Origin of the sequence: Tenacibaculum maritimum NCIMB 2154 (genome assembly GCF_900119795.1) — a bacterium.
Classification (GTDB): domain Bacteria; phylum Bacteroidota; class Bacteroidia; order Flavobacteriales; family Flavobacteriaceae; genus Polaribacter; species Polaribacter maritimus.
This window is the reverse complement of sequence record NZ_LT634361.1, coordinates 488732-512218: the sequence shown is the minus strand read 5'-3', so window position 1 is coordinate 512218 and position 23487 is coordinate 488732. Positions and strand designations below refer to the sequence as shown.

17 protein-coding genes, 1 tRNA gene and 1 rRNA gene are annotated in these 23487 nt (G+C 33.1%); 3 read left to right on the top strand and 16 right to left on the bottom strand.

Translation table 11 applies throughout. The features are described 5' to 3' along the window. Positions 1-92: 92 nt before the first annotated feature. Both MARIT_RS02395 and MARIT_RS02390 read right to left on the bottom strand, forming a co-directional pair. A 16S ribosomal RNA gene (locus tag MARIT_RS02395) occupies positions 93-1612 on the bottom strand. An 886-nt stretch (positions 1613-2498) separates the two neighbouring features. Then, a tRNA-Met gene (locus MARIT_RS02390) sits at positions 2499-2571 on the bottom strand. Positions 2572-2713: 142 nt separating this feature from the next. On the opposite strand from MARIT_RS02390, the gene era reads away from it, so the two are divergent. Continuing rightward, entirely contained in the window at positions 2714-3595 is an 882-nt protein-coding gene (gene era / locus MARIT_RS02385; protein ID WP_024742087.1) for a GTPase Era, read from the top strand. Positions 3596-3598: 3 nt separating this feature from the next. Here era and MARIT_RS02380 read toward each other — a convergent pair whose 3' ends face one another. Then, complete coding sequence (locus tag MARIT_RS02380; RefSeq protein WP_024742088.1) at positions 3599-4105, bottom strand: ABC transporter ATP-binding protein; 507 nt, start codon at positions 4103-4105, stop codon at positions 3599-3601. A 276-nt stretch (positions 4106-4381) separates the two neighbouring features. Here MARIT_RS02380 and der point away from each other — a divergent pair, with 276 nt between their 5' ends. After that, positions 4382-5692 carry a ribosome biogenesis GTPase Der gene (gene der / locus MARIT_RS02375; protein ID WP_100210658.1) on the top strand — a complete coding sequence of 437 codons (1311 nt, stop codon included), beginning with the start codon at positions 4382-4384 and terminating at the stop codon, positions 5690-5692. Between the two features lie 81 nt (positions 5693-5773). Here the strand turns inward: der and MARIT_RS02370 are convergent, their stop codons facing one another. Beyond that, positions 5774-7981, bottom strand: a complete 2208-nt coding sequence (locus MARIT_RS02370; protein WP_024742090.1) for a TonB-dependent receptor — start codon at positions 7979-7981, stop codon at positions 5774-5776. A 339-nt stretch (positions 7982-8320) separates the two neighbouring features. Here MARIT_RS02370 and MARIT_RS02365 point away from each other — a divergent pair, with 339 nt between their 5' ends. After that, positions 8321-10711: a hypothetical protein gene (locus MARIT_RS02365; RefSeq protein ID WP_024742091.1), complete on the top strand. Its 2391-nt coding sequence runs from the start codon at positions 8321-8323 to the stop codon at positions 10709-10711. A gap of 30 nt (positions 10712-10741) precedes the next feature. Here MARIT_RS02365 and argH read toward each other — a convergent pair whose 3' ends face one another. From argH to MARIT_RS02305, 12 genes are all read right to left on the bottom strand, one after another. Then, complete coding sequence (gene argH / locus MARIT_RS02360) at positions 10742-12022, bottom strand: argininosuccinate lyase (protein WP_024742092.1); 1281 nt, start codon at positions 12020-12022, stop codon at positions 10742-10744. 32 nt (positions 12023-12054) lie between these two features. Further along, on the bottom strand, positions 12055-13131 hold the full coding sequence (locus MARIT_RS02355) for a M20 family metallo-hydrolase (protein ID WP_038026009.1): 1077 nt from the start codon (positions 13129-13131) through the stop codon (positions 12055-12057). Further along, positions 13128-13904, bottom strand: coding sequence for an acetylglutamate kinase (gene argB, locus MARIT_RS02350; RefSeq protein ID WP_100210657.1), 777 nt, complete (start codon positions 13902-13904; stop codon positions 13128-13130). Before argB ends, MARIT_RS02355 begins: the two co-directional genes overlap by 4 nt. 55 nt (positions 13905-13959) lie before the next feature. Then, positions 13960-14895 (bottom strand): Rossmann-fold NAD(P)-binding domain-containing protein, encoded by a 936-nt coding sequence (locus MARIT_RS02345; protein WP_100210656.1) that lies wholly within the window; start codon positions 14893-14895, stop codon positions 13960-13962. Further along, entirely contained in the window at positions 14895-16019 is a 1125-nt protein-coding gene (locus MARIT_RS02340) for an aspartate aminotransferase family protein (protein WP_024742096.1), read from the bottom strand. The genes MARIT_RS02345 and MARIT_RS02340 overlap by 1 nt, the downstream gene beginning before the upstream one ends. A gap of 5 nt (positions 16020-16024) precedes the next feature. Beyond that, on the bottom strand, positions 16025-16825 hold the full coding sequence (proC, locus tag MARIT_RS02335; protein WP_024742097.1) for a pyrroline-5-carboxylate reductase: 801 nt from the start codon (positions 16823-16825) through the stop codon (positions 16025-16027). Positions 16826-16835: 10 nt separating this feature from the next. After that, positions 16836-17813: an N-acetyl-gamma-glutamyl-phosphate reductase gene (gene argC, locus MARIT_RS02330; protein WP_100210655.1), complete on the bottom strand. Its 978-nt coding sequence runs from the start codon at positions 17811-17813 to the stop codon at positions 16836-16838. After that, positions 17810-18994 (bottom strand): argininosuccinate synthase, encoded by a 1185-nt coding sequence (locus MARIT_RS02325; protein WP_100210654.1) that lies wholly within the window; start codon positions 18992-18994, stop codon positions 17810-17812. Before MARIT_RS02325 ends, argC begins: the two co-directional genes overlap by 4 nt. Further along, a complete protein-coding gene (locus MARIT_RS02320) occupies positions 18991-19605 on the bottom strand; it encodes a GNAT family N-acetyltransferase (RefSeq protein ID WP_024742100.1) in 615 nt (204 codons plus the stop codon). The genes MARIT_RS02325 and MARIT_RS02320 overlap by 4 nt, the downstream gene beginning before the upstream one ends. A gap of 476 nt (positions 19606-20081) precedes the next feature. After that, entirely contained in the window at positions 20082-22307 is a 2226-nt protein-coding gene (locus tag MARIT_RS02315) for a nitric-oxide reductase large subunit (protein WP_024742101.1), read from the bottom strand. Between the two features lie 2 nt (positions 22308-22309). Continuing rightward, entirely contained in the window at positions 22310-23035 is a 726-nt protein-coding gene (gene ric / locus MARIT_RS02310) for an iron-sulfur cluster repair di-iron protein (RefSeq protein WP_100211988.1), read from the bottom strand. Continuing rightward, complete coding sequence (locus MARIT_RS02305) at positions 23022-23462, bottom strand: hypothetical protein (RefSeq protein ID WP_100210653.1); 441 nt, start codon at positions 23460-23462, stop codon at positions 23022-23024. Before MARIT_RS02305 ends, ric begins: the two co-directional genes overlap by 14 nt. Positions 23463-23487: the final 25 nt, after the last annotated feature.

Sequence of the window (23487 nt, the reverse complement as noted above, 5' to 3'; positions counted from 1 at the left end):
ATCATTCTCTTTTTTTTTAAGATCTTAGTCTATATTTTAAAATTAACAGCAAAGAGTAAAACTTCCTTTTGTAACTCACCATCTTTCTCTAGAAAGGAGGTGTTCCAGCCGCACCTTCCGGTACGGCTACCTTGTTACGACTTAGCCCTAGTTACCAGTTTTACCCTAGGCGGCTCCTTGCGGTGACCGACTTCAGGCACCCCCAGCTTCCATGGCTTGACGGGCGGTGTGTACAAGGCCCGGGAACGTATTCACCGGATCATGGCTGATATCCGATTACTAGCGATTCCAGCTTCACGGAGTCGAGTTGCAGACTCCGATCCGAACTGTGATATGGTTTGTAGATTCGCTCTCTGTTGCCAGATGGCTGCTCATTGTCCATACCATTGTAGCACGTGTGTAGCCCAGGACGTAAGGGCCGTGATGATTTGACGTCATCCCCACCTTCCTCACGGTTTGCACCGGCAGTCTCGCTAGAGTCCTCAGCTTTACCTGCTAGCAACTAACAATAGGGGTTGCGCTCGTTATAGGACTTAACCTGACACCTCACGGCACGAGCTGACGACAACCATGCAGCACCTTGTGAAATGTCCGAAGAAAAAGCTATCTCTAGCCCTGTCATTCCACATTTAAGCCCTGGTAAGGTTCCTCGCGTATCATCGAATTAAACCACATGCTCCACCGCTTGTGCGGGCCCCCGTCAATTCCTTTGAGTTTCAATCTTGCGATCGTACTCCCCAGGTGGGACACTTATCACTTTCGCTTAGTCACTGAGACATTTCCCAACAACTAGTGTCCATCGTTTACGGCGTGGACTACCAGGGTATCTAATCCTGTTCGCTCCCCACGCTTTCGTCCATGAGCGTCAGTAAATACGTAGTAGACTGCCTTCGCAATCGGTATTCTATGTAATATCTATGCATTTCACCGCTACACTACATATTCTATCTACTTCCGTATTACTCAAGTCAACCAGTATCAAAGGCAGTTCCATAGTTAAGCTATGGGATTTCACCTCTGACTTAATCGACCGCCTGCGGACCCTTTAAACCCAATGATTCCGGATAACGCTCGGACCCTCCGTATTACCGCGGCTGCTGGCACGGAGTTAGCCGGTCCTTATTCTTACAGTACCGTCAAATACCTACTCGTAGGTACGTTTCTTCCTGTATAAAAGCAGTTTACAACCCATAGGGCAGTCTTCCTGCACGCGGCATGGCTGGGTCAGAGTTTCCTCCATTGCCCAATATTCCTCACTGCTGCCTCCCGTAGGAGTCTGGTCCGTGTCTCAGTACCAGTGTGGGGGATCTCCCTCTCAGGACCCCTACCTATCGTTGCCATGGTAAGCCGTTACCTCACCATCTAGCTAATAGGACGCATAGTCATCTTCTACCGATAAATCTTTAACTTTAAAACGATGCCACTCCAAAGTGTTATGAGGTATTAATCTTCATTTCTAAAGGCTATCCCTCTGTAGAAGGCAGATTCTATACGCGTTACGCACCCGTGCGCCGGTCGTCATCTGTAGCAAGCTACAATGTTACCCCTCGACTTGCATGTGTTAAGCCTGCCGCTAGCGTTCATCCTGAGCCAGGATCAAACTCTTCATTGTATAATCTTTAATATTATGAATGAATAAGTTTCAAAAGAATTACTTTATTATATAAAGTGGTTATTCTACTCTTTGTTTACGCTGTCAATTTCAATATTTTCAATGAACTTATTATTCTAATCTTTATGCAAACTAAAATAATCTCTTGTAGAAATGTTAGACTCGAACTAACTGATTTTTTTATTCAAAATCTTCCAAATTTTCTTGAACGTCACTCTCTTTTAGAAAGCGGTTGCAAATGTATAACCTTTTTTAAAACTGACAAACTTTTTTTTTGAAAAAGTTTTTTTTTGAATTTTAAAAGCTAAAAAATCAACTCCTCGTTATTAAACAAGCGCAAATATAAAACTTTTAAATCTCTCGAAACAAACGTTTTTTAACTTTTATTTAAACATCTACAAACCCAATCTCTCAATGATCTTTGCTAACTTTGCTTATTTGCCCGTTAGCGGCTGCAAATATAGAAACTATTTATACAATAACAAGCCTTTTTTTGCCCTTTTTTATGCAATACAACGCAACTTCATAGAAAACAACACCTTATAGAAGCAAAGTTTTTTATTGTTCTTTATTCCTATCTTGTAAAAATTACATTTACTAGCTATTTCTTCTTCTTTTTAGAGCGTCTTCTCATCTTTGAAAACATCTCTTTATACGCACTTACCTCTATATTCCCTCTTTTATTCGTCAAAATTTCCATACATCTTAACCCAAGTGCTTTTCTTTACTTTTAATAAAGGAAATATTTCAATAGCTGTTCTCAATTATTATGTGTTCTTACTTTTCAGTTTCTATCAAACATAGAAACATTTACTAACCCATATTATTACCTGTTTTTGAAACGTAAAAAAGGCTTTCAGTTTCCTGAAAGCCTTTTCATTTTTAGTAGCGGGAACTGGACTCGAACCAGTGACCTTCGGGTTATGAGCCCGACGAGCTACCTACTGCTCTATCCCGCGATTTGCTGCTGCAAAGATATGTCTTTTTATTCTTTTTAGCCAAACAAAAAAACACTTTTTTCAAAAAAAACATCATAACACACACATTAACAACCTTATAAAAAAAACAAAATACTAATCAAAAACGCCTTACCTTTGCAAAATGACACATAAAGCAGGATTTGTAAATATTATAGGAAACCCTAACGTAGGAAAATCTACTCTAATGAATGCCTTGGTTGGCGAAAAACTTTCAATTATTACTCCGAAGGCACAAACGACTAGACATCGAATTCTAGGAATTGTTAACGGTGAAAATCATCAGATCATTTTTTCTGACACTCCAGGTATCTTAAATCCAGCATACGAGCTACAGGCATCTATGATGGATTTTGTAAAATCTGCTTTTAATGATGCTGACATATTAATTTATATGGTAGAAATTGCAGAGAAAGAATTGAAAAACGAAGCTTTCTTTAAAAAAATAATCAATAGTAAGATTCCTGTTATTTTATTATTAAACAAAATAGATAAATCTACTCAAGGCGAAGTTGAAGAAAAAATAGCCTACTGGAGAAATAAGGTTCCAAATGCCTTTGTGTATGTCATTTCAGCTTTAGAAAAGTTTAATATTGAAGCTGTTTTTTCTAAAATCACAGAGCTACTTCCCATATCTCCTCCTTTTTATCCAAAAGACCAATTAACCGATAAACCAGAACGTTTTTTTGTTAATGAAAAAATCAGAGAAAAAATATTAACGCATTACAAAAAAGAAATTCCTTATTCAGTAGAAGTTGAAACAGAATCTTTTATCGAAGAAAAAGAAATTATAAAGATCCGTGCTGTTATTATGGTGGAACGAGATACTCAAAAAGGGATTATTATTGGTCATAAAGGAAGTGCCATAAAAAGAGTTGGTACAGAAGCTAGAAAAGATTTAGAATTCTTCTTCGATAAAAAAGTTTTTATGGAGCTATATGTTAAAGTTAATAAGAACTGGAGAAGCAATAAAAATCAATTAAAAAGATTTGGATATAAGGAGTAGTTGTTACTCCTTGTGCTCTATCAATTCTAACATAAAACGCTGCAACCTCTCCATCTGTACCTTCCCAGTTTCTTTTCCTAATTGTCCTAAAAAGTAGAGAACTATCCAAACAATAGGAAGTAGTACTAACATTACTAATGGAAATGTAATATCTTTCCCTAAAGACATCTCCACATATACCATAATAGCAAAAGAAATGAACGCAGTAGCAATGATAAAGTGAATAAACATAAACAATGTCCATACTTGGGGTTTAGGACCAAAGAGTCCTTTTAAAGTAACTTCTCCTCCTCTCTCTTCAACTTCAAGATGTAATTGAGGTGACCAAAAATGATTTTCCTCTTTCGGTATATCAATAACAATATGCTCGTCTATCACCTTGCTACAGGATTTATAACTGCTTTCTTCAAGCTTTTTCTTAAATTTTTCTATCAGTTTTTGTTGACTTTCTTTTAGTTCTAATGAAAATCTAGGTCTTAAAAAAAGAGCGTTGTTCTTGTATTCTTCCATAATTGAGGGGGTTATAAAACTACAAGATACTTTTTTATTGGTAAATAAAAAAAAATTAATTTTCTCTTCTTTTAAAATTAACTTCTGTTTATAACGAATAAAAAGCACTTTGAAAAGACTTCATGTGCTGTAGCGGAAAATAACAAAAGACCTCATGTTTATGCTGCGTTTTTTATAAGTATTTAAATTTACCATCAATAATCATGCAGTATATTGTATCTTTGCATGAAATTTTAGTCATATACTAATTTTATAATTCAATTATTTATAACAAGGATGAATAGCATTGTTGCCATTGTAGGAAGACCAAATGTAGGAAAATCAACTTTATTTAATCGTTTAGTTCAACGTAGAGAAGCTATTGTTGACTCTGTTAGTGGAGTAACCCGTGATAGACATTACGGTAAGTCTGACTGGAACGGAAAAGAATTTTCGGTAATTGATACGGGAGGATATATTGTTGGTTCTGACGATATTTTTGAAGGGGAAATTAGAAAACAGGTACAACTTGCAATTGACGAAGCTGATATTATTGTTTTTGTAGTAGATGTTGAGCAAGGGATTACTCCAATGGATAACGAGGTTGCAAAACTTCTTCGCAAAGTTAAAAAACCTATTTTTACAGCTGTTAATAAAGTAGATAACGCAATGCGTGATGCTGATGCTGTAGAATTTTATAATCTTGGTTTAGGGGAGTACACCACTATTTCTTCTATCAATGGAAGTGGTACTGGCGATTTATTGGATGCTATTGCAGCAGAAATGCCAGCACCTAAAGAGGTAGATTTAGAAAAAGAAGAGCTTCCTCGTTTTGCTGTTGTAGGAAGGCCTAATGCCGGAAAATCGTCCTTTATAAATGCTTTGATAGGAGAAGACAGAAACATTGTTACAAATATTGCGGGAACGACTCGTGATTCTATTGATACGAAATACAATCGTTTTGGATTTGATTTTAACTTGGTAGATACTGCTGGTATTAGAAAGAAATCAAAGGTAAAAGAAGACCTTGAATTTTATTCTGTAATGCGAGCTGTAAGAAGCATTGAATATTCAGATGTTGCAATTCTTGTTGTTGATGCTACAAGAGGATTTGAAAAACAAGACCAAAATATATTTTGGTTAGCAGAAAAAAATAGAAAAGGAGTGGTAATCCTTATTAATAAATGGGATTTGATTGAAAAGGAAACAAATACTATGCGTGATTTTGAAGCTAATATCAGAAAAGAGATCGCTCCTTTTACAGATGTCCCTATTGTGTTTATTTCCGCTTTAACCAAACAGCGTCTTTTTAAAGCCATAGAGACTGCTGTTGAAGTTTTCGAAAATAGAAAAAGACGTATTCAAACTAGCAAGTTTAATGAAGCAATGCTTGAAATTATTGAACATTACCCACCACCGGCAACTAAGGGAAAATTTATTAAAATTAAGTATTGTATGCAATTGCCAACGAAAACACCTCAGTTTGCATTTTTTGCCAACTTACCTCAATATGTACGAGATCCATATAAAAGGTTTATTGAAAATAAATTAAGAGAACTTTATAACTTTACGGGAGTACCTATGTCTATTTATTTTAGGCAAAAGTAAAAGTTTAAACAACAAATTAAAAAAGGGAGCAATAGTAGTTATTGTTCCCTTTTTTAATTTGTTGTTTATTTCTTTATCACGTTAAAAGTTGATCGTAATCATTCCTTTTAAAAAGAATGGAGTACCTGGTGTAAAATGAATTTCTTCTACGGGATTAACTTCATTTTTTAGACGAGATTCTGTAGCAAACTGCGTTTCATTCCAAGCTACATCAAAAAGATTCTGGATGTGTACCCCTAATGTAACATTCTTAAAATCATAACCAATATTAAAATCCGTTACAGTGTATCCTTCTGCCACAATAGAATTGTCTTCATTTGCTGGCCTATCATTTATATGCCTTAACTGAAATCCTCCATAAAATCCAAATTCACTTTTATAATTCAAACCAGTTGCTAATGTAAAATCTGGAGCTAAAGGAATAAAATTTTGACCTTTTATCACGCCTTTAGCTCTAGCATAAGTATAGTTAGCATCTATATTAAAATAAAGCTGACTTACAGGCTCATATCTTACACTTAAATCAATTCCTTGTCGGCCTGTTTCCCCACTAGGTTCCACAATACCTGCATCTCCTACATACACAAATTCCTGTTCTAAAAACAAGTACCAATATCCTGTATTTATAAATAATTTTGGTGTCGGTTTCCATATTAGCCCTGTATCAAAGCCATAAGAAGCTGGTAAAATATTATTTCCTTTTTGTGCCACTACAACACGAGTGTCATTAGAATGAAACCCTTTTCCTGCTTTTACATATAACTGTAGGTCTTTGTCATAATTATAAAATATATTTAATTTAGGGCTCACAATACTTTTTGTTTGAGATTGCGTTTTATAATTAGTATCTAAATGGTTATTATATTCAAAATTAAAATAATCAAGACGTAATGTTGGATTGATTATGAATTTTTCTAGATTAAAATTTGCACTTGCGTAAGCACCAAAATTAGTTTCATTAATATTTCCAAACTGAATTCTATTCAATACCTCCTTTCGGTTTGCAGTATGGGTTAACTCATTTCTAAAACTCTGATCATTTCTTATACTAATTCCTGCTAAAAAACTCCCATCCATTTGATTAAAATTGTGCTTAAAATCAGTTATAAAGCCGAAAGTATTACGCGTTTCTTTTTGCTTTATCTGATCTCCGTTTATAGGGTCATCTAAGAAAAAAGTAAAGTTTGAAAACAATTCAAAATCATATGTATTATAATAAAGCTTATTCTTTATCGATGCATTGTCTGAAATAGTTTTATTATAAGTTGCTAATATATTTGTACGGCTTGTTGCTCCTCCTTCAGTATCATCTATCGCTCCAAAACGCGTGATCAAACCATTACTTACCGCTCTTTGAGGAATTTGCCCAGACGCGTCCCATTTACTAGTAAAATGAGATAGCGTTACTCCTACTTCATCTGTATTAGTTATATTTCCTGTATATTTTCCAAAAAGGTTTAATCGATTAAAATGTTGCGAGCTTTCAAAGTAACCATCAGTTAGTATATATTCTGTAGCAATGTAAGCATGTTGTTTATGATCATCTAACAAATTAAACATCCCTAACAAACGTTGTGTATTAAACTGACCAGCTTCTAGTTTTAAAAGGCTCGATCTTAGACTTCTTTTTGTCTTAAAGTTAGCATATCCGGCAGTATTGAAATTTCCTTTATCAGCATAATATGCTCCTTTTCCAAAATCTATTTTATCTACTGTCTCAGGAATCACAAAATGCAAATCAGCATACCCTTGCCCATGTGCATGCGATACCATATTAACGGGGATTCCATCAGCAGAAATGGCGATGTCTGTTCCGTGATCTATATCAAAACCACGAAGAAAAATTTGCTCTGCCTTTCCTCCTCCTGCATGCTGACCTATAAACAACCCTGGTACTTTTTGTAAGATTTCTTGAGAAGAATTTACTGGATTCGTTTGTATATCTATTGTTGTTATTATATTTAACGCATTTATTTTTTCATTGATAGCTATTTCTTCCAAAGACACAAAATTTTCTTCTAGGTTAATCGTGATTTCAGAAAGCTTACCTACTACTACTATTTTCTTTTTATAATTGATATGGCTAATAACTAAAGTATCTCCTAAAGTTACCTGCTGTAATATAAAATCTCCTCTTTTGTTACTGTGCGTATGATGCGTATCGCTCCTGTTTAAAATATTAGCTCCTGCAATGGGAGTATTGCTATAAGAGATTACTTTTCCTTTTAAAGTTTGTGCAAAAAAATGCTGTGTAAATATTACACAGCAAATAGTGATTAAATGCTTCATTCTAATAACTACTATTTTATTTGATTATGATTTATTCTGAATTAATATTAATTAACTAAGCAGCGAAATTATACTTTTAACTATTATTTTTGACTGAATCCTCAAAATTTAACGAGTAATTAACTGTAATATTCATTTTAAAATATTCTATAACTCACTTTTTTCTTTATATAATTATTATCTTACATATTGTAAAAAGTGACTTTTTCATTGCAACTTTACAACTCCCACACAAAACACTAATAAACAAACACTTAACTAAACAACACATAGATTAACTACCTCCTTACCGATCTGTGTACAATTTTGTATTTTTGTAGTCCTTAAAAGGAGAACATTATGGAAATTAAGCGATCTAGCGTATATAACCCTATAGAGTTACCTGTTCAACTAAATATTAGTTTTGAAAAAATAATTTCTCTATTTGAAAAATATGCTCATGCTGATTTTAAGGAGCATCCTTTTCATAAATCTTCCAAAATAATGCTCAGAAAAGTAGAAAAACACCCTGAGTTCATTACTGGATTTTCTGATCTTTCTTTATTAGAAAAACACCATGAGATTATTGATATATTACTAGATACCTTATTTCCTGAAATTTTATCTGACAATGAAATTAAAGCCGCAACTATTCCTTTTACTTTTACCTCTTTTAAATTTACCAATCGATTTAAAAAAATTCTTGCAAATGCTGGTGACGATTATCTTTTAGAAGTTCGTAATTTTCAAGAAAATGTTATGTACATTTATGCTTGCACCTTGATTTTAAGACTTGTTTACAATTATTTTGTGGATTTAAAACGTCCTTTTTTCTTTGACATCCCTGATAAGACTCTAGGAATTACTAAACATTATCGTGTTGCTTTTAATGGAGACTTTATGCAAATTTCTCCTACAAAAAATGCTCCTAAGATTACCCATAATGATATTAAACTTTTATTAGATAACTTTGATGATATTAAGATATGGAAAGAAAAATTTCCTCCAAATTCTTATCTTTTTAAAGGTTTTGGTATTATGAATTTATTTGATGTTACTTCTGATGAAATTATTTCTTCTATTAGTAATAATCTCTTAAAAAAAGATGATGGAAATATTATAGAAAAACTCCAACGTGATTTAAGTGACTTTTTCAATATTAAAGATTTAAGTATTGGGTTTTCTGTTTTTGACATTTCTAACCTTGAACTATCTGCTCGAATAAAAAAAGCTGAAAGTATTTTATTGGATGGTAAAAAAACTGTGTTTTGCAATACCTTTTTCTGTGAACATATTTTGAATAAAGTTTTTAACGAGGTAGAAAATGTTGCTATTTCTGATATTGATGCTTATAGAAAAACCTCCGGAGAAAATCCTTTCTACCAGCAATTAAAAAAGAAAAATGTGGGTAGTATTTTGCTCATTCCTATTAAGCCTCCTAACAATAGCAATGATTTATTTTTATTAGAAGTAGCTTCTCCTAGAGCTTATGAATTGAATTCTGTAAACCAAGAAAAACTCAAAGATATTATTCCTGTTTTTGAAGCTGCTGCGGAAAGGAATTCTGAAGAATATTTCAATATCTTAGAAGCAACTATTCAAGAACATTATACTTCTATTCACCCTTCTGTAAAATGGCGCTTTTATGAAGCGGCTGAAACTTATCAAAAAGCTATTTTTGAAAAAAAACCAGCTGTTAAAATTTCTGAAATTATTTTTAAAGAGGTATATCCTCTTTACGGGCAATTAGATATCAAAGGGTCTTCTACTGCTAGAAATAATGCTATAAAGGAAGACTTAACAACGCAACTTACCTTGGCTATTTCTGTATTAAAAGAAGCTTGTGATACGGAAAGAATTCCTATTTATGATGAATTGAGATTCCGCGTTTCTGGATACTTGAGTAAGGTTAATAATGGACTAAAGGCAGGAGACGAAATAACAATTCTCGATTTTCTTAAAAAAGACATCTATCCTGTTTTTAACCATATAAAAGAAATCAATGCTACATTATTCGACCTCGTTAAAACATATACTAATCGACTCGATGATAATTTGCATGTTGTATATGAGAAACGAAAGGCGTATGAACATAGTGTTACCCTTTTAAATAATAGATTAACTCAGTTTATTGATGGCAAACAAGAAGAGGCACAAGCTATGTTTCCTCATTATTTTGAACGGTACAAAACGGATGGTGTAGAATACAATATGTATATAGGACAATCTTTAACTAAAGAAAAGAAATTTGACCTTTTATATTTGTATAACTTACGCTTGTGGCAGTTACAGATTATGTGCGAAATGGAAAATGTAGCAAATACTGCTCGTAATTCTATGGAACATGATTTACGAGTTGCTTCTCTTATTTTGGTACATAGCTCATCTTTAACTATTAGATTTAGAATGGATGAAAAGCAGTTTGATGTTGATGGTGCTTATAATATTCGTTATGAAATTATAAAAAAGAGAGTGGATAAAGCTCGTATTAAAGGAACTAATGAGCGGTTGACTGCTCCTGGGAAGATTGCCATCGTATATACTCAAGACAAAGATGCTAACGAATACTTAAAATATATATATTACTTACAATCTAAAAACCAACTGGGCGATATTGAAAAACTAGATTTAGAAGACCTACAAGGAGTTTCTGGACTAAAAGCGCTTCGGGTTACAGTTATTTACAATACCAATTTTAGAGAAGAAGCAACCATTACCTTTCAAGATTTAATTGAGGAAATTAAGAAATAATATCAGAAATTTCAAAAAAGGGTGCTTCAACTAAAGCACTCCTTTCATTTTGATCTTAATTTTATCCAAACATAAATTATGTACACTGCCTATATGAGTATGTTTTTTATTTGTATTTGGTTCATAGGTATTGTTTTTTACCTCCTTTCCTATTTTTTGATATGCTTCTCTAAACGGCATCCCCTCCATTACTAAATTATTAATACTATCAACAGTAAATAAGTGCTGGTATTTTTCTTCATTCAAATCAACTTCTTTTATGATCATTTGCTGAATAGCATACGTAAAAATGGTTAAGATACTTTTTACTTCCGCTACTGCTAAAATCATATTTTCTTTTAATAATTGAAAATCTCTATGATATCCGCTTGGCAAATTATTTGTTACTAGCAATATTTCCGTTTGCAATGCTTGTATTTTATTACACTTTCCTCGAATCAATTCAAATACATCTGGATTTTTTTTATGCGGCATAATGCTACTTCCTGTTGTTAATTCTTCAGGAAATGAAATAAAGTTGAAATTTTGAGAATTATACAAGCAAATATCCATCGCAAAACGCGATAATGTATTGCATATTCCTCCTAAAACACCCGTTATAAAACGCTCATTTTTACCTCTACTTAGTTGTGCTGCTATAACATTATATTTTAAAGTTTCGAACTGTAAACATCTAGTTGTAAAGTTTCTATCAATAGGAAAAGAACTGCCATAACCTGCGGCTGAACCCAAGGGGTTTTGATCTATAATTTTGATAGCTGCATTTAACATACTAACATCATCAATGAGCAACTCTGCATATGCTGAAACCCACAAGCCTATAGACGAAGGCATTGCTACCTGCAAATGCGTATAACCAGGAATTAGATTATTTTTATATTTTTCAGCTATTAACAAAAGGGTATTAAAAAGAATATTCACTTCTTTCTTTATTTCTAGCAAACTTTCTTTGTAATAAAGCTGTAATGCTACCAAAACCTGATCATTTCTTGAACGTGCTGTATGTATTTTCTTACCTACCTCTCCAAATTCCTTTGTTAATTCAAATTCTATTTTAGAATGTACGTCTTCAAACATAGGTTCAATAACAAATGTGCCTTCCTTAATTTGAATTGCTAGTTTTTTTAAGCCTGTTTCTAACATCGTTAATTCCTTTCTTGAAAGAATATTCACCTCATATAACATTTTTGCATGCGCCAATGATGCTTGTACGTCATATTTTGCGATGTATAAGTCCACTTCCCTATCATTTCCTACAGTAAATTGCTCTATTTTTTGATCGATTGTCAATCCTTTATCCCAAAGTTTCATCTATTTTTATTTTAGTTTAGGTTTACTCAACCTCATTTTTTTATTAGTACTCTTTTTAATAACTCAATATAAATCGTAATACCCTCCGCTATTTCCGAAAGATAAATGAACTCATCTGCAGTATGAGAACGCTTACTATCTCCTGGTCCTAATTTTAAAGATGGACAACTTAAAACAGCTTGATCTGAAAGCGTTGGTGAGCCATAAGTTTCTCTCCCCATTTGAATTCCTGCTTTTACTAAAGGATGCTCCTTTGAAATTGAAGATGAGTTTAATCGTAAGCTCCTCGCGCGAATTTCTGAACAAGGAGCTTTTTCCTTTAAGGTATCCATAATTTCTTGATTTGTATATTGATCATTCACACGTACATCAATCACTAAATGTACTTCAGAGGGTACTGCGTTATGCTGTACACCTCCATTTATCTGAGACACTGTTAACTTCACATCTCCAAGCATCTCTGACTTTCTATCAAATGTAAAATCTCTGCACCAAGACAGGAACTCAATGCTATTATAAATCGCATTATTTTTATTTGGGTGCGCTGTATGGCTAGGAGTTCCTTTTACTTTTGCATCCAATACCACCAGCCCTTTTTCTGCTATTGCTAAATTCATTAGCGTAGGTTCTCCTACAATTGCTACCGCTATGTTAGGTATGACGGACAACATGGAATTCAATCCATTTGCACCACTACTTTCTTCTTCTGCAGAAGCCACTATAACAATATTATAATTTAAGTTTCTAACCGAATAAAAATAACTAAATGTTGCCATTAAAGAAACCAAACAGCCTCCCGCGTCATTACTTCCCAAACCATACAATTTCCCATCTTCTTCTATTGCTTTAAAAGGGTTTTTAGTATATCCTTTACTAGGCTTCACGGTATCATGATGAGAATTTAGAAGCAACGTAGGTTTTTTCTTATCAAAATATTTATTAATTGCCCAAATATTATGTTTCGTTCTTTTAAAAGCTATGCACTCTTTATCAAACCACTTCTCAATAAGAGCTGCCGTACCTGCTTCTTCTGATGAAAAGGAAGGCTCTTCTATAAGCTTTTTGAGCAAATTAATTGCTTTTTCTGTCAGTTGCTCCTCTATCTTCATCTTTCTATAGTTGTATAATTCACATTAGATCCTATTAGCATTGCGGGGTTTCCTATACATACTTTTACTACTTGATTATTCACAGCTCGAAAACTATTTTCTAACTTTGGTAGCATACCTCCAACAATCACTCCTTTTTCAATTAATTGTAAATATGTATTGGTATTGAGTTTTTTTATGACGGTACTTCCATCTTTAATATTTTCTAAAACGCCCTCTTTTTCAAAACAATAGTATAAACTTATTCTAAATTCCTTTGCTAAAGCTATTGCTAACTCCGAAGCAATAGTATCTGCATTTGTGTTTAACAACTGCCCTAATTCATTATGTGTTATTGCACAAAAAACAGGTACCATACCATTTTTTAAAAACAACTTAAGAGAAGCCGTATTTACAAAATTTATATCTCCAACAAATCCAAAATTTATATCCTCTACAGATCGTTTATGCGCTACTATGGTATTTCCATCAGCACCTGACATCCCTATTGCGTTACAGTTCAAGGCTTGTAGCCTAGCAACGATATTTTTATTAATCTTTCCTGCATATAACATTGTGATGATTTCTAAATTAGCCGAATCTGTAATACGTCTTCCTCCAATCATTTGAACAGGTACGTTCATTTTAGTTGCTAATTCCGTAGCTGACTTTCCGCCTCCATGCACTAATACTTTAGGTGACTTTATGTTGGAAAACAATGTTAAAAACTCCTCTAATTTAACAGCATCATCAATGATATCTCCTCCTACTTTAATTATTTTTATCGCTTCCATTAAACTTCCTTGTTAAGTTTATCTTCTTTCTTTTTAATCGCTCTCAAAAAGGGCTCTATAAATTTTCCAACAATTCTTTTAAAACTATTTGAGCTGCGTAAGTTCTGTTATTTGCTTGCTGGATAACTATTGCATTTTCTCCATCTAAAACAGCATCTTCTATAACCACATTTCTTCTTACAGGTAAGCAATGCATTAATTTAGCTGTCCCTATTTTTTCCTTTGTTAGCATCCAATCAGTATTGGTATTTAATACCTTTCCATAATCCGTATAACTACTCCAATTCTTTACATACACAAAATCTGCATTCTTCAAAGCTTCTTTCTGATTATAATTGACTGAAAACCCTCTAATTATTTTGCTATTGAGTTCGTAACCTTGCGGATGTGTTATCGTAAAATCAGCCCCTACTCGACGCATCATCTTTATAAATGAATTCACTACAGATTGCGGCAATGCTTTGGGGTGTGGTGCCCAAGACAGCACTACTTTCGGTTTTTCTTTTGTTTTTAACTCCTCAATAGTAATTGCATCCGCCAACGCTTGCAAAGGATGTCTTGTAGCACTTTCCAGATTAACAATAGGGACACTTGCATATTTCTGGAATCCATTTAAAACATATTCTGACGCATCTCGATTCCTATCTTTTAAATTAGGAAAAGCTCTTATTCCAATAATCGTTGCATATTGAGAAATAACTTTAGCTGCTTCTTTAATATGCTCTGCTTTATCAAAATTCATAATTACGTGCTCTTCAAATTCTAAACCCCAAGCATTATTTATATTTAAGGTCATGACTTCCATCCCTAAATTTTTCGCCGCCTTTTCGGTACTCAAACGGGTTCTTAAACTCGAATTAAAAAACAGCATAACTAATGTTTTATCTCTTCCTAAAGACTTATAAGCAAAAGGGTTCTTTTTTAAACAAATAGCTTTTTGAATAAGTGCTGATACATCTTCTATATCATTTAAACTTGTATATTTCTTCATCATAATTCTTCTTTTAACGCTTTTATAAAAACGCTTAAATCACGCTTAGTAATAGTTAGTGGAGGTAATATTCTTAATACCTTCGGGTTTTTAGCATTCCCTGTAAAAATATGATGCTTAAAAAGCAATTTTTTTCTCAATTCCTCTATCGGAAAATCAAATACCAACCCCAGCATCAATCCTCTTCCCTTCACCGCTTTTATCTCGGTTACGTCTCGTAATTCCCTTTTAAAAAAGTCAGCAGTATCTTTTATTCGTTCTAGCAACTTCTCCTTTTCTAACACTTCTAAAACAGCTAATGAAGCAGCACAAGCCAAATGATTTCCTCCGAAGGTAGTTCCTAACATTCCATAAGATGCTTTTATCTTTGGGTGAATTAAAACCCCTCCAATAGGAAAACCATTCCCCATTCCTTTCGCCATAGAAATAATATCCGGTGTTAATCCATGCTTTTGAAAAGCAAAAAAATCTCCCGTTCTTCCAAATCCACATTGCACCTCATCTACAATAAGGATTACCCCGTATTTTTCACATAACTTTTCTACCCTCTGATAAAACCATGTTGGTGCCTCATCCAAACCTCCAACTCCCTGAATAATTTCAAAAATTACAGCACAAACATCATGATTAGCAAATGACTTCTCCACCGATTCTATATCTCCAAGTTTTAAAAGTTCGACTTCTTGTTGCGCATTAATCGGAGCTATTATTTTTGAATTATCCGTTACGGCAACAGCTGCAGACGTTCTTCCATGAAATCCGTTTTTAAAAGCAATCACTTTTTTCTTTCCTGTATAAAAGGAAGCCAACTTCAATGCGTTTTCATTTGCTTCTGCACCAGAATTACACAAAAACAAATTGTATGTACTACATTGAGAAATCCTTCCTAATTTCAATGCCAATTCTTTTTGCAAAGGGTTTTGAATAGCATTGCTGTAGAACCCTAATCGACTTACCTGATTCTTTATATTCTCAACATATTTTGGATGCGAATGCCCTATAGAAATAACAGCATGCCCTCCATATAAGTCCAAATACTTAACTCCTTCTTCATCAAAAATATAATTTCCTTCTCCTCTTTCTGGAGTGATATCGAACAATGAATAAGTTTCAAATAGCTTCATTTCTTTTACAATTGATCTGATTTTATACTATTAATTTTATCAAATGAGGCTACCATTCCCTGTATCAAAGAAGAACTTAATCCTTTATGCTCCATTTCATTCAATCCTTCTATGGTACAACCTTTTGGAGTAGTTACCTTATCAATCTCTTGCTCTGGGTGATTCCCCGTTTTTATTAACAAACTCGCTGCTCCCTCACTAGTAAACATTGCAAGTTTTTGAGCCTCTTTAGCATCAAATCCTAATTGAATTGCAGCCTGTGTCGTTGCTCTAATCAATCGCATCCAAAAGGCAACTCCACTTGCACAAATTACGGTTGCTGCTTGCATTTGATTTTCTGGAATTACAATAGAAGCTCCTACCTTATTAAATATAGTTTCTGCTATTTCAATTCTTTTTTCTCCTGCTACATTTCCACACAAACAGGTCATTGATTTCCCTACAGCAATTGCAGTATTTGGCATGGCCCTTATTAAAAACCTATTTTTTCCTACGATAGCTTCCATTTTTGCAATAGAAAAGCCTGTTATTGTTGATATTAAAACATGATTTTCTTTTAAGGACTTTTTAATAGCTACCAATATTTTTTCCAAATGTGCTGGTTGAACAGCAAAAATGACACAATCTGAATTTTGTATCGCTTCCTGATTATCATTGGTTAAAATGACATTTTTATAACCACTAAATTCTGATAATGTTGCTGTATTTCTCTTCGTTAAGTACAGCCTTGTAATGACATTGCTTGCTAGTAATCCTTTTGCTATAGAACTCCCTAAGTTCCCTGTTCCTATAATTGCGATTCTCATAATATTATTTTTAAAAAAAGTTAGCTTTTAATTGTAGTCCTTCTGTTTCTTCAAAACCAAACAATAAATTCATGTTTTGTATCGCTTGTCCAGAAGCTCCTTTCAGCAAATTATCTATTGCGCTAGATATCAACAATTTATTTTTATGTTTTTGTAAATGAAGTAAACATTTATTCGTATTGACCACCTGTTTCAAATGAATTTCTTTATCTGAAATAAATGTAAACGGAGCTTCTTTATAAAACGCTTTATATATTGAAATGGCCTCTTCTATGGTTCCATCAAAAGAAGTGTATAAGCTTGTAAAGATTCCTCTTGAAAAATTCCCTCTATTCGGGATAAACATTATTTCTCCTTCAAAATCTCCTTGTAATTTTCCTATAGTCTGTTCTATTTCTCCTAAATGTTGATGTGTAAAAGGCTTGTAATATGAAAAATTATTATCTCTCCATGCAAAATGCGTGGTTTTAGATAACGAAGTGCCTGCTCCTGTTGCTCCTGTCACAGCGTTTATATGAAGGTCATCCTTTAACAGTTTATTTATTGCTAATGGTAAGATTGCCAATTGTATTGCCGTTGCAAAACAACCTGGATTTGCTATATAATTAGCTTTTCCAATTGCTTTAACTGACAATTCTGGCAAACCATATATAAAACTCTTCTCTTTAAAAAGCTTCTCCTTTTCCAATCTAAAATCATTGCTCAAGTCAATAATTTTAGTAGTTTCTGAAAAAATATGTTCTTTTAAAAAAGTTTTCGACTTACCATGTCCCAAACACAAAAAAACGACATCGACCTTTTTATCTATTTTACGCACAAATTTTTTATCTAAATCTCCTATTAAATCTTGATGAACTTCGCTAATTTGATTCCCTGCATACGAAGTACTATATACAAAGCTCAACTGAACCTTTGTATGTGAATGTAATAACCGTATCAATTCTCCAGCAGTATAGCCTGCCCCTCCTACAACTCCTACTTGTATCATATTACTTTGTTTACTTGTTGATATATTTTATTTTGGTTTCCGAAAATTTTAATAAACCCTTTTGCCTCTGCTGCTGTCCATCCTTTATTCTCTTCACCATAACTTCCATACTTCACATTCATTAAATCATGCTTAGAATTAATTCCATTCAATATAAAATGATATGGTTTTAGCGTTAGCATGACCGTTCCTGAAACCTGCTCTTGGCTATTTTTTAAGAAAGCTTCTATATTTCTCATTACAGGATCTAAGTACTGCCCTTCATGTAAATGCATTCCATAAAAACTTGCCAGATACTCTTTGTGCTGCATTTGCCATTTTGTAAGCGTGTGTTTTTCTAGTAAATGATGCGCTTTTATAATAATTAATGCCGCAGCTGCTTCAAAACCTACTCTTCCTTTTATACCTACGATAGTATCGCCCACATGAATATCTCTACCTATAGCATAAGCTGCTGCTAGATTATTCAATTTTTCTATATTTTTTTCTGGAGTATCTAAAACCTCATTTATCCCTACTAATTCTCCTTTTTTAAATCTTAATTTTAGTGATTCTTCTCCCTCTTTTTTTAATTGAGATGGATATGCTAACTCTGGCAATGCTTTTTCAGAAGATAATGTCTCTTCTCCCCCAATACTTGTTCCCCAAAGCCCTTTATTAATAGAATACTTTGCTTTTTCCCATGTTATATCAATCCCTTTCTTTTTTAGGTAATCTATTTCCTCTTGCCTTGTTAATTTCAGATCTCTTATTGGAGTAATAATTTTTATTTCTGGAGCTAGTGTTTGAAAAATCATATCGAAGCGAACCTGATCATTTCCTGCTCCAGTACTTCCATGTGCTATATATTTTGCTCCTATTTTCTTAGCATAGGAAATAATTTCAATGGCTTGAACAATTCTTTCTGCACTTACAGACAATGGATAGCTATTATTCTTTAATACATTTCCATAAATTAAGTACTTCACCACTCTAGTGTAATAAGTATGAATTGCATTGATACTCTTATAAGTTGAAACTCCCATTTTATAAGCATTTATCTCTATTTCTTTAATCTCTTTTTCTGAAAATCCTCCTGTATTGACGCTTACCGCATGAACGTCATATCCTCTTTCAGATAAGCTTACAGCACAATACGATGTGTCTAAACCTCCACTATAGGCTATTACTAATTTTTTCATCTGTTATTTTTTTTTAGAAATAATAATTGTTTGATATTTTTTAATCTTCTTAAAACTTTTATGTTGTAAGAGTGTTTTGCAGATTTTTTTTCTGAAGTATCGTACAGCATTCCTGTACAAAGGCACATCTTTCTACTGGTTCGTATTAGCACGTCATAGTTTTTACAAGTTTGGCATCCTTTCCAAAAACTATCATCATTTGTTAATTCAGAAAACGTTACAGGTTGGTATCCTAATTCGTAATTCATTTTCATTACAGCCAATCCCGTTGTAATACTGAATATTTTTGAATTTGGAAATTTTGCTCTAGAATGTTCAAATATTCTTCTCTTTATTTTTTTTGCCAATCCTATACCTCTAAATTCTGGATGAACGATTAATCCTGAATTTGCAACGAACTTCCCATGACTCCAAGCTTCAATATAACAGAAGCCTGCAAAAACATCTCCTTGTAAAGCAATTACCGCATTTCCTGCAATTATTTTAGCAGTGATATACTCTGGAGTTCGCTTTGCTATTCCTGTTCCTCTATCCGAAGCTGCATTTGCTATGGTTTCACTAATAATAGTTGCATAAACCGTATGTGATTTGTTTGCAATAACAATGTTCATTGTATTGATATTTTACTCTGGTATATTTAATATGTGATCTAAATTTGAAAGAAGAGAACCGGACACACCTAAGTTCTAAATAAATATGCAATGCCCTTAGGGGCGACGGCGGAAAGAAGAAGGTATAGCAATTCGGTTATTATTTAAAATAACGAACTTTACTAAAACTGATATGTAAATGGTATGTAACAAAAATAAAAAGAATAAAATATGAATATACTAATACGCCAACTAAATGTTAAGTATTAGCAACGTCGATTGCTAGAACGCAATGTGGGTGACGATACATAATATGTTATCCTTCATAAGATTCATACTACAAACATATACATTATTTTAATACAATAAACATTTTACACCATTTTTTTATTCGTATGAACCAAGCGTGTACGTTTTTTATACAAAAGCCTTTGCACAATGAATGTGCAAAGACTCTTTTCAATTATAGTTGTCCCCCAACAATCTATAATCATTAATTATTTTTTCCTTTTTAAGGATAGTGAGTTCAGTGTTAGTACTACAACAAACCAACAGAAATATACGATTCCTATTGAAAAAACTACATCGCCTATTATTCTGAGCCATTTTAATGTTTGTACTGTTGGACTATATAATAACGCTGCATCTCTAGCAAAAGAATACCCTTTGGTTATAGAAGTATAAGCTTGTATGATTCCTATAGGTAATAAGCTCAGCAATACCATCAATATTAGTCCTATATTGAGTAGCCAAAAAGAATTTTTAATTAACTTTTCATTCCATAGTTTATTTGAATAAAAACGTAAACAAATGAGAATAAAGCCCATTCCTAGCATTCCATAAACCCCAAACAAAGCAGTATGTGCATGCACCGCTGTTGTATTTAATCCTTGAATATAATATAATGCTATGGGTGGATTTATCAAAAAACCAAATACTCCTGCTCCTAGCATATTCCAAAATGCAACTGATATAAAAAAGTATATAGGCCATTTATAGCGTTGTACCCATTTATGTCTTTTTAATAAATTCCAATTTTCTCTTATTTCAAATCCCATTAGAGTTAAAGGAACCACCTCCAAGGCGCTAAATGTAGCTCCTAAAGCAATTGCTTGTACCGGAGTGCCAGAATAATATAAATGATGAAGAGTACCTATTATTCCTCCTGCTAAAAAAATAGTTGCGGAAGCTATGGACGCCTTTCCTGCGGTTTTTATAGATATGATTTTCATCCTAGAAAAAATATAAGCAATAATAACTGTAGCAAATACTTCAAAGAAACCCTCAACCCACAGATGCACTAACCACCAACGCCAATAGTTAATTACTGGTAAGGTACTATTTTCTCCATACATCAATCCCGAGAAAAAAAACATCCCTATTGCCATCACAGAAATTAATAAAATAATAAGCAGATGTTTAGCATCTTCATTTTTTTTAATTCCATACCATACGTGTCTTCCTACCATTACCATCCATAAGATTAATCCAACCGCCAATAATAACTGCCAAAACCTACCCAAATCCATGTATTCATACCCTTGATGCCCAAAAAAGAAATTTGTTGTCAAATCTAAAAACTGATGTATTCCTAGCCACTCTCCGAGCATAGAACCCAATACAATTACTAGCAACGCTCCAAATAAGAAATTAATTCCTCCTATTTGATATTTCATTTCTCTACCACTAATCATTGGTGCTAGAAACAACCCAGTGGCAAGCCAAGTAGCTGCTATCCAAAAAACAGCCAATTGCGTATGCCATGTTCTAGTTACTGAATATGGCAAAAACGCTGCTAAATCAAACCCAAAAAACCCCTGTCCTTCAACAGTATAATGCACTGTTATGATTCCTAAAACCACCTGTAAAACAATAAGCAATGAAATAACGAAGAAATACTTTAGCACTGCCCTTTGAGAACTAAACATAGTTAAGTTTAGCAATGGATCTGCACTTGGTTTTACAACTGCTTCTCCCTTTTCATGATTTCTAATATAATAATAAGATAAAATACCTATAAACAAGATCAATAAGATGATTGAAACCCCTGACCATATTTGTGAATCAGGTGTAATTGTATTATTTATTAAAGGTTCGTGTGGCCAATTGGAAGTATATGTATATTCCTTCCCTATCCGATTTGTACTCGCTGCCCAAGAAGTCCAAAATAAAAAAGCATTTAATTTAGCCAATTTATCCTTATCTATTAAAGCCCTTTTCGGTATTGCATATTTTTCATGTCCTTCTGAAAAAATAGCAGCATAATATTTTGAATTTTCTTGAATCGCTCTTAATCGCTCTTCTGAAATTACTATTGTTTTACTTTCTTCATCATAGGTATTTGTTTTTACTTCTTTAATTAATCTTGCTTTTAAAGCTGCTTTTTCCTCTTCATTTAAAAAATCATATGCTTTCTTAAAATCTCTTTCTGACCAATAGTTCAATAAATACAATGCTTCTTTATGAATCCAATCAGCAGACCAATCAGGAGCTACATAGCTACCGTGCCCCCAAATAGATCCTACTTCCATGCCTCCAATAGACTCCCATACATTTTGCCCTATTTGTATATCTTCTTTAGTAAAAACCACCTCTTTTGTATTTCTCACTTTTACAAAACGAGGTATTGGCGGTTGTTTTTGATAAATTTCTGTTCCTACCCAAATTAATACGATGAAAGAAAGTATCACAACTCCTATAAATCCTACCCAAATTTTTTTCATTACTACTGCTTATTTAGTTTAATTTCTGTTGCTATTGCTCTTTTGAATAAAATATTATTCTCTAAATGAATATGTTTATGTAAATCTTCTTCAAAATCTTTTAAAAGCGAAAAAGCTATCTTGTAGGAATTACAACTATCATTTGGCGGGGTATAATTATTGGAAAACTCAGCTATTTTTCTAAAGCGGTTTCCTTCTTTATCATGATCTGTATGCATCATATCAATAAGAGTTTTTATACTGCCAAAAGGAACTTTTTTTAATTGCCCCCCAGTTCTTTCTGCAATGGCTATTTTTTTTATAAATGGAAACAGTATCAGTTCCTCTTTCTTCATATGTTTGGTTAATTCATCTGAGCTTTGTTTGAATAAGCTCCTTATTTCTAACAATTCAGGATGTTTTACTCTATGCACCCTACATATTTTATTCAAATAATGTAATATTTCAGGAATTTGCTTCTCTATATAAGCATGATGATTATCATAAATGTAATCACTCATAAAATCGAGATCCCAATCTTGGTAATTTATAGAAAAGGCTACACTATCTTCTACACCAGGCACCTCCTCTATTAAAGCTCTTAAATCTATTCTTTTTTCCTCAGAAGCTTCTGCTAATGTCCTATTTCCATGACAGCAAAAATCTATTTTATATTTTTTAAGAATTGCTGCTGTTTTATAATTATACGTTACAATATCAGCAATGATCGTGTTATTATTTATATCCATTTTTTTTAATAATTTCAATTCCTACAATAAAAAGAGTTCCTACTTTTATAACTTCCAATACTACATAAGTCAAATGCATATAGCTTTTAGCTACTTCTTTACTCTGAATAATTAACTGAGCTCTTTCTTCTAATACTGGTAGTAAATACAATGTTTGTACTAGTAAAATAACCAAGGGAACTATTAACCTATATAGATGCTTTTCATTAAATTTTACATCCTCAGCATGCCAAAAAACTGATACTAGAATAACTGCCAAAACAATTTCAACTTTATTCAAAGCCCAAAACACCAAACTTCCTATTGCCAAACCAATGGGTAATGTTACCCCTTCTGCCCTAAACTTAATCCACGCCTCCATAAAACTAATGGCTATTACGAAACCAATCCATAAATAGATTACAGCGATTTTTATATTATTTTTCATGTATTTTTATTGATAAAAGATAAAA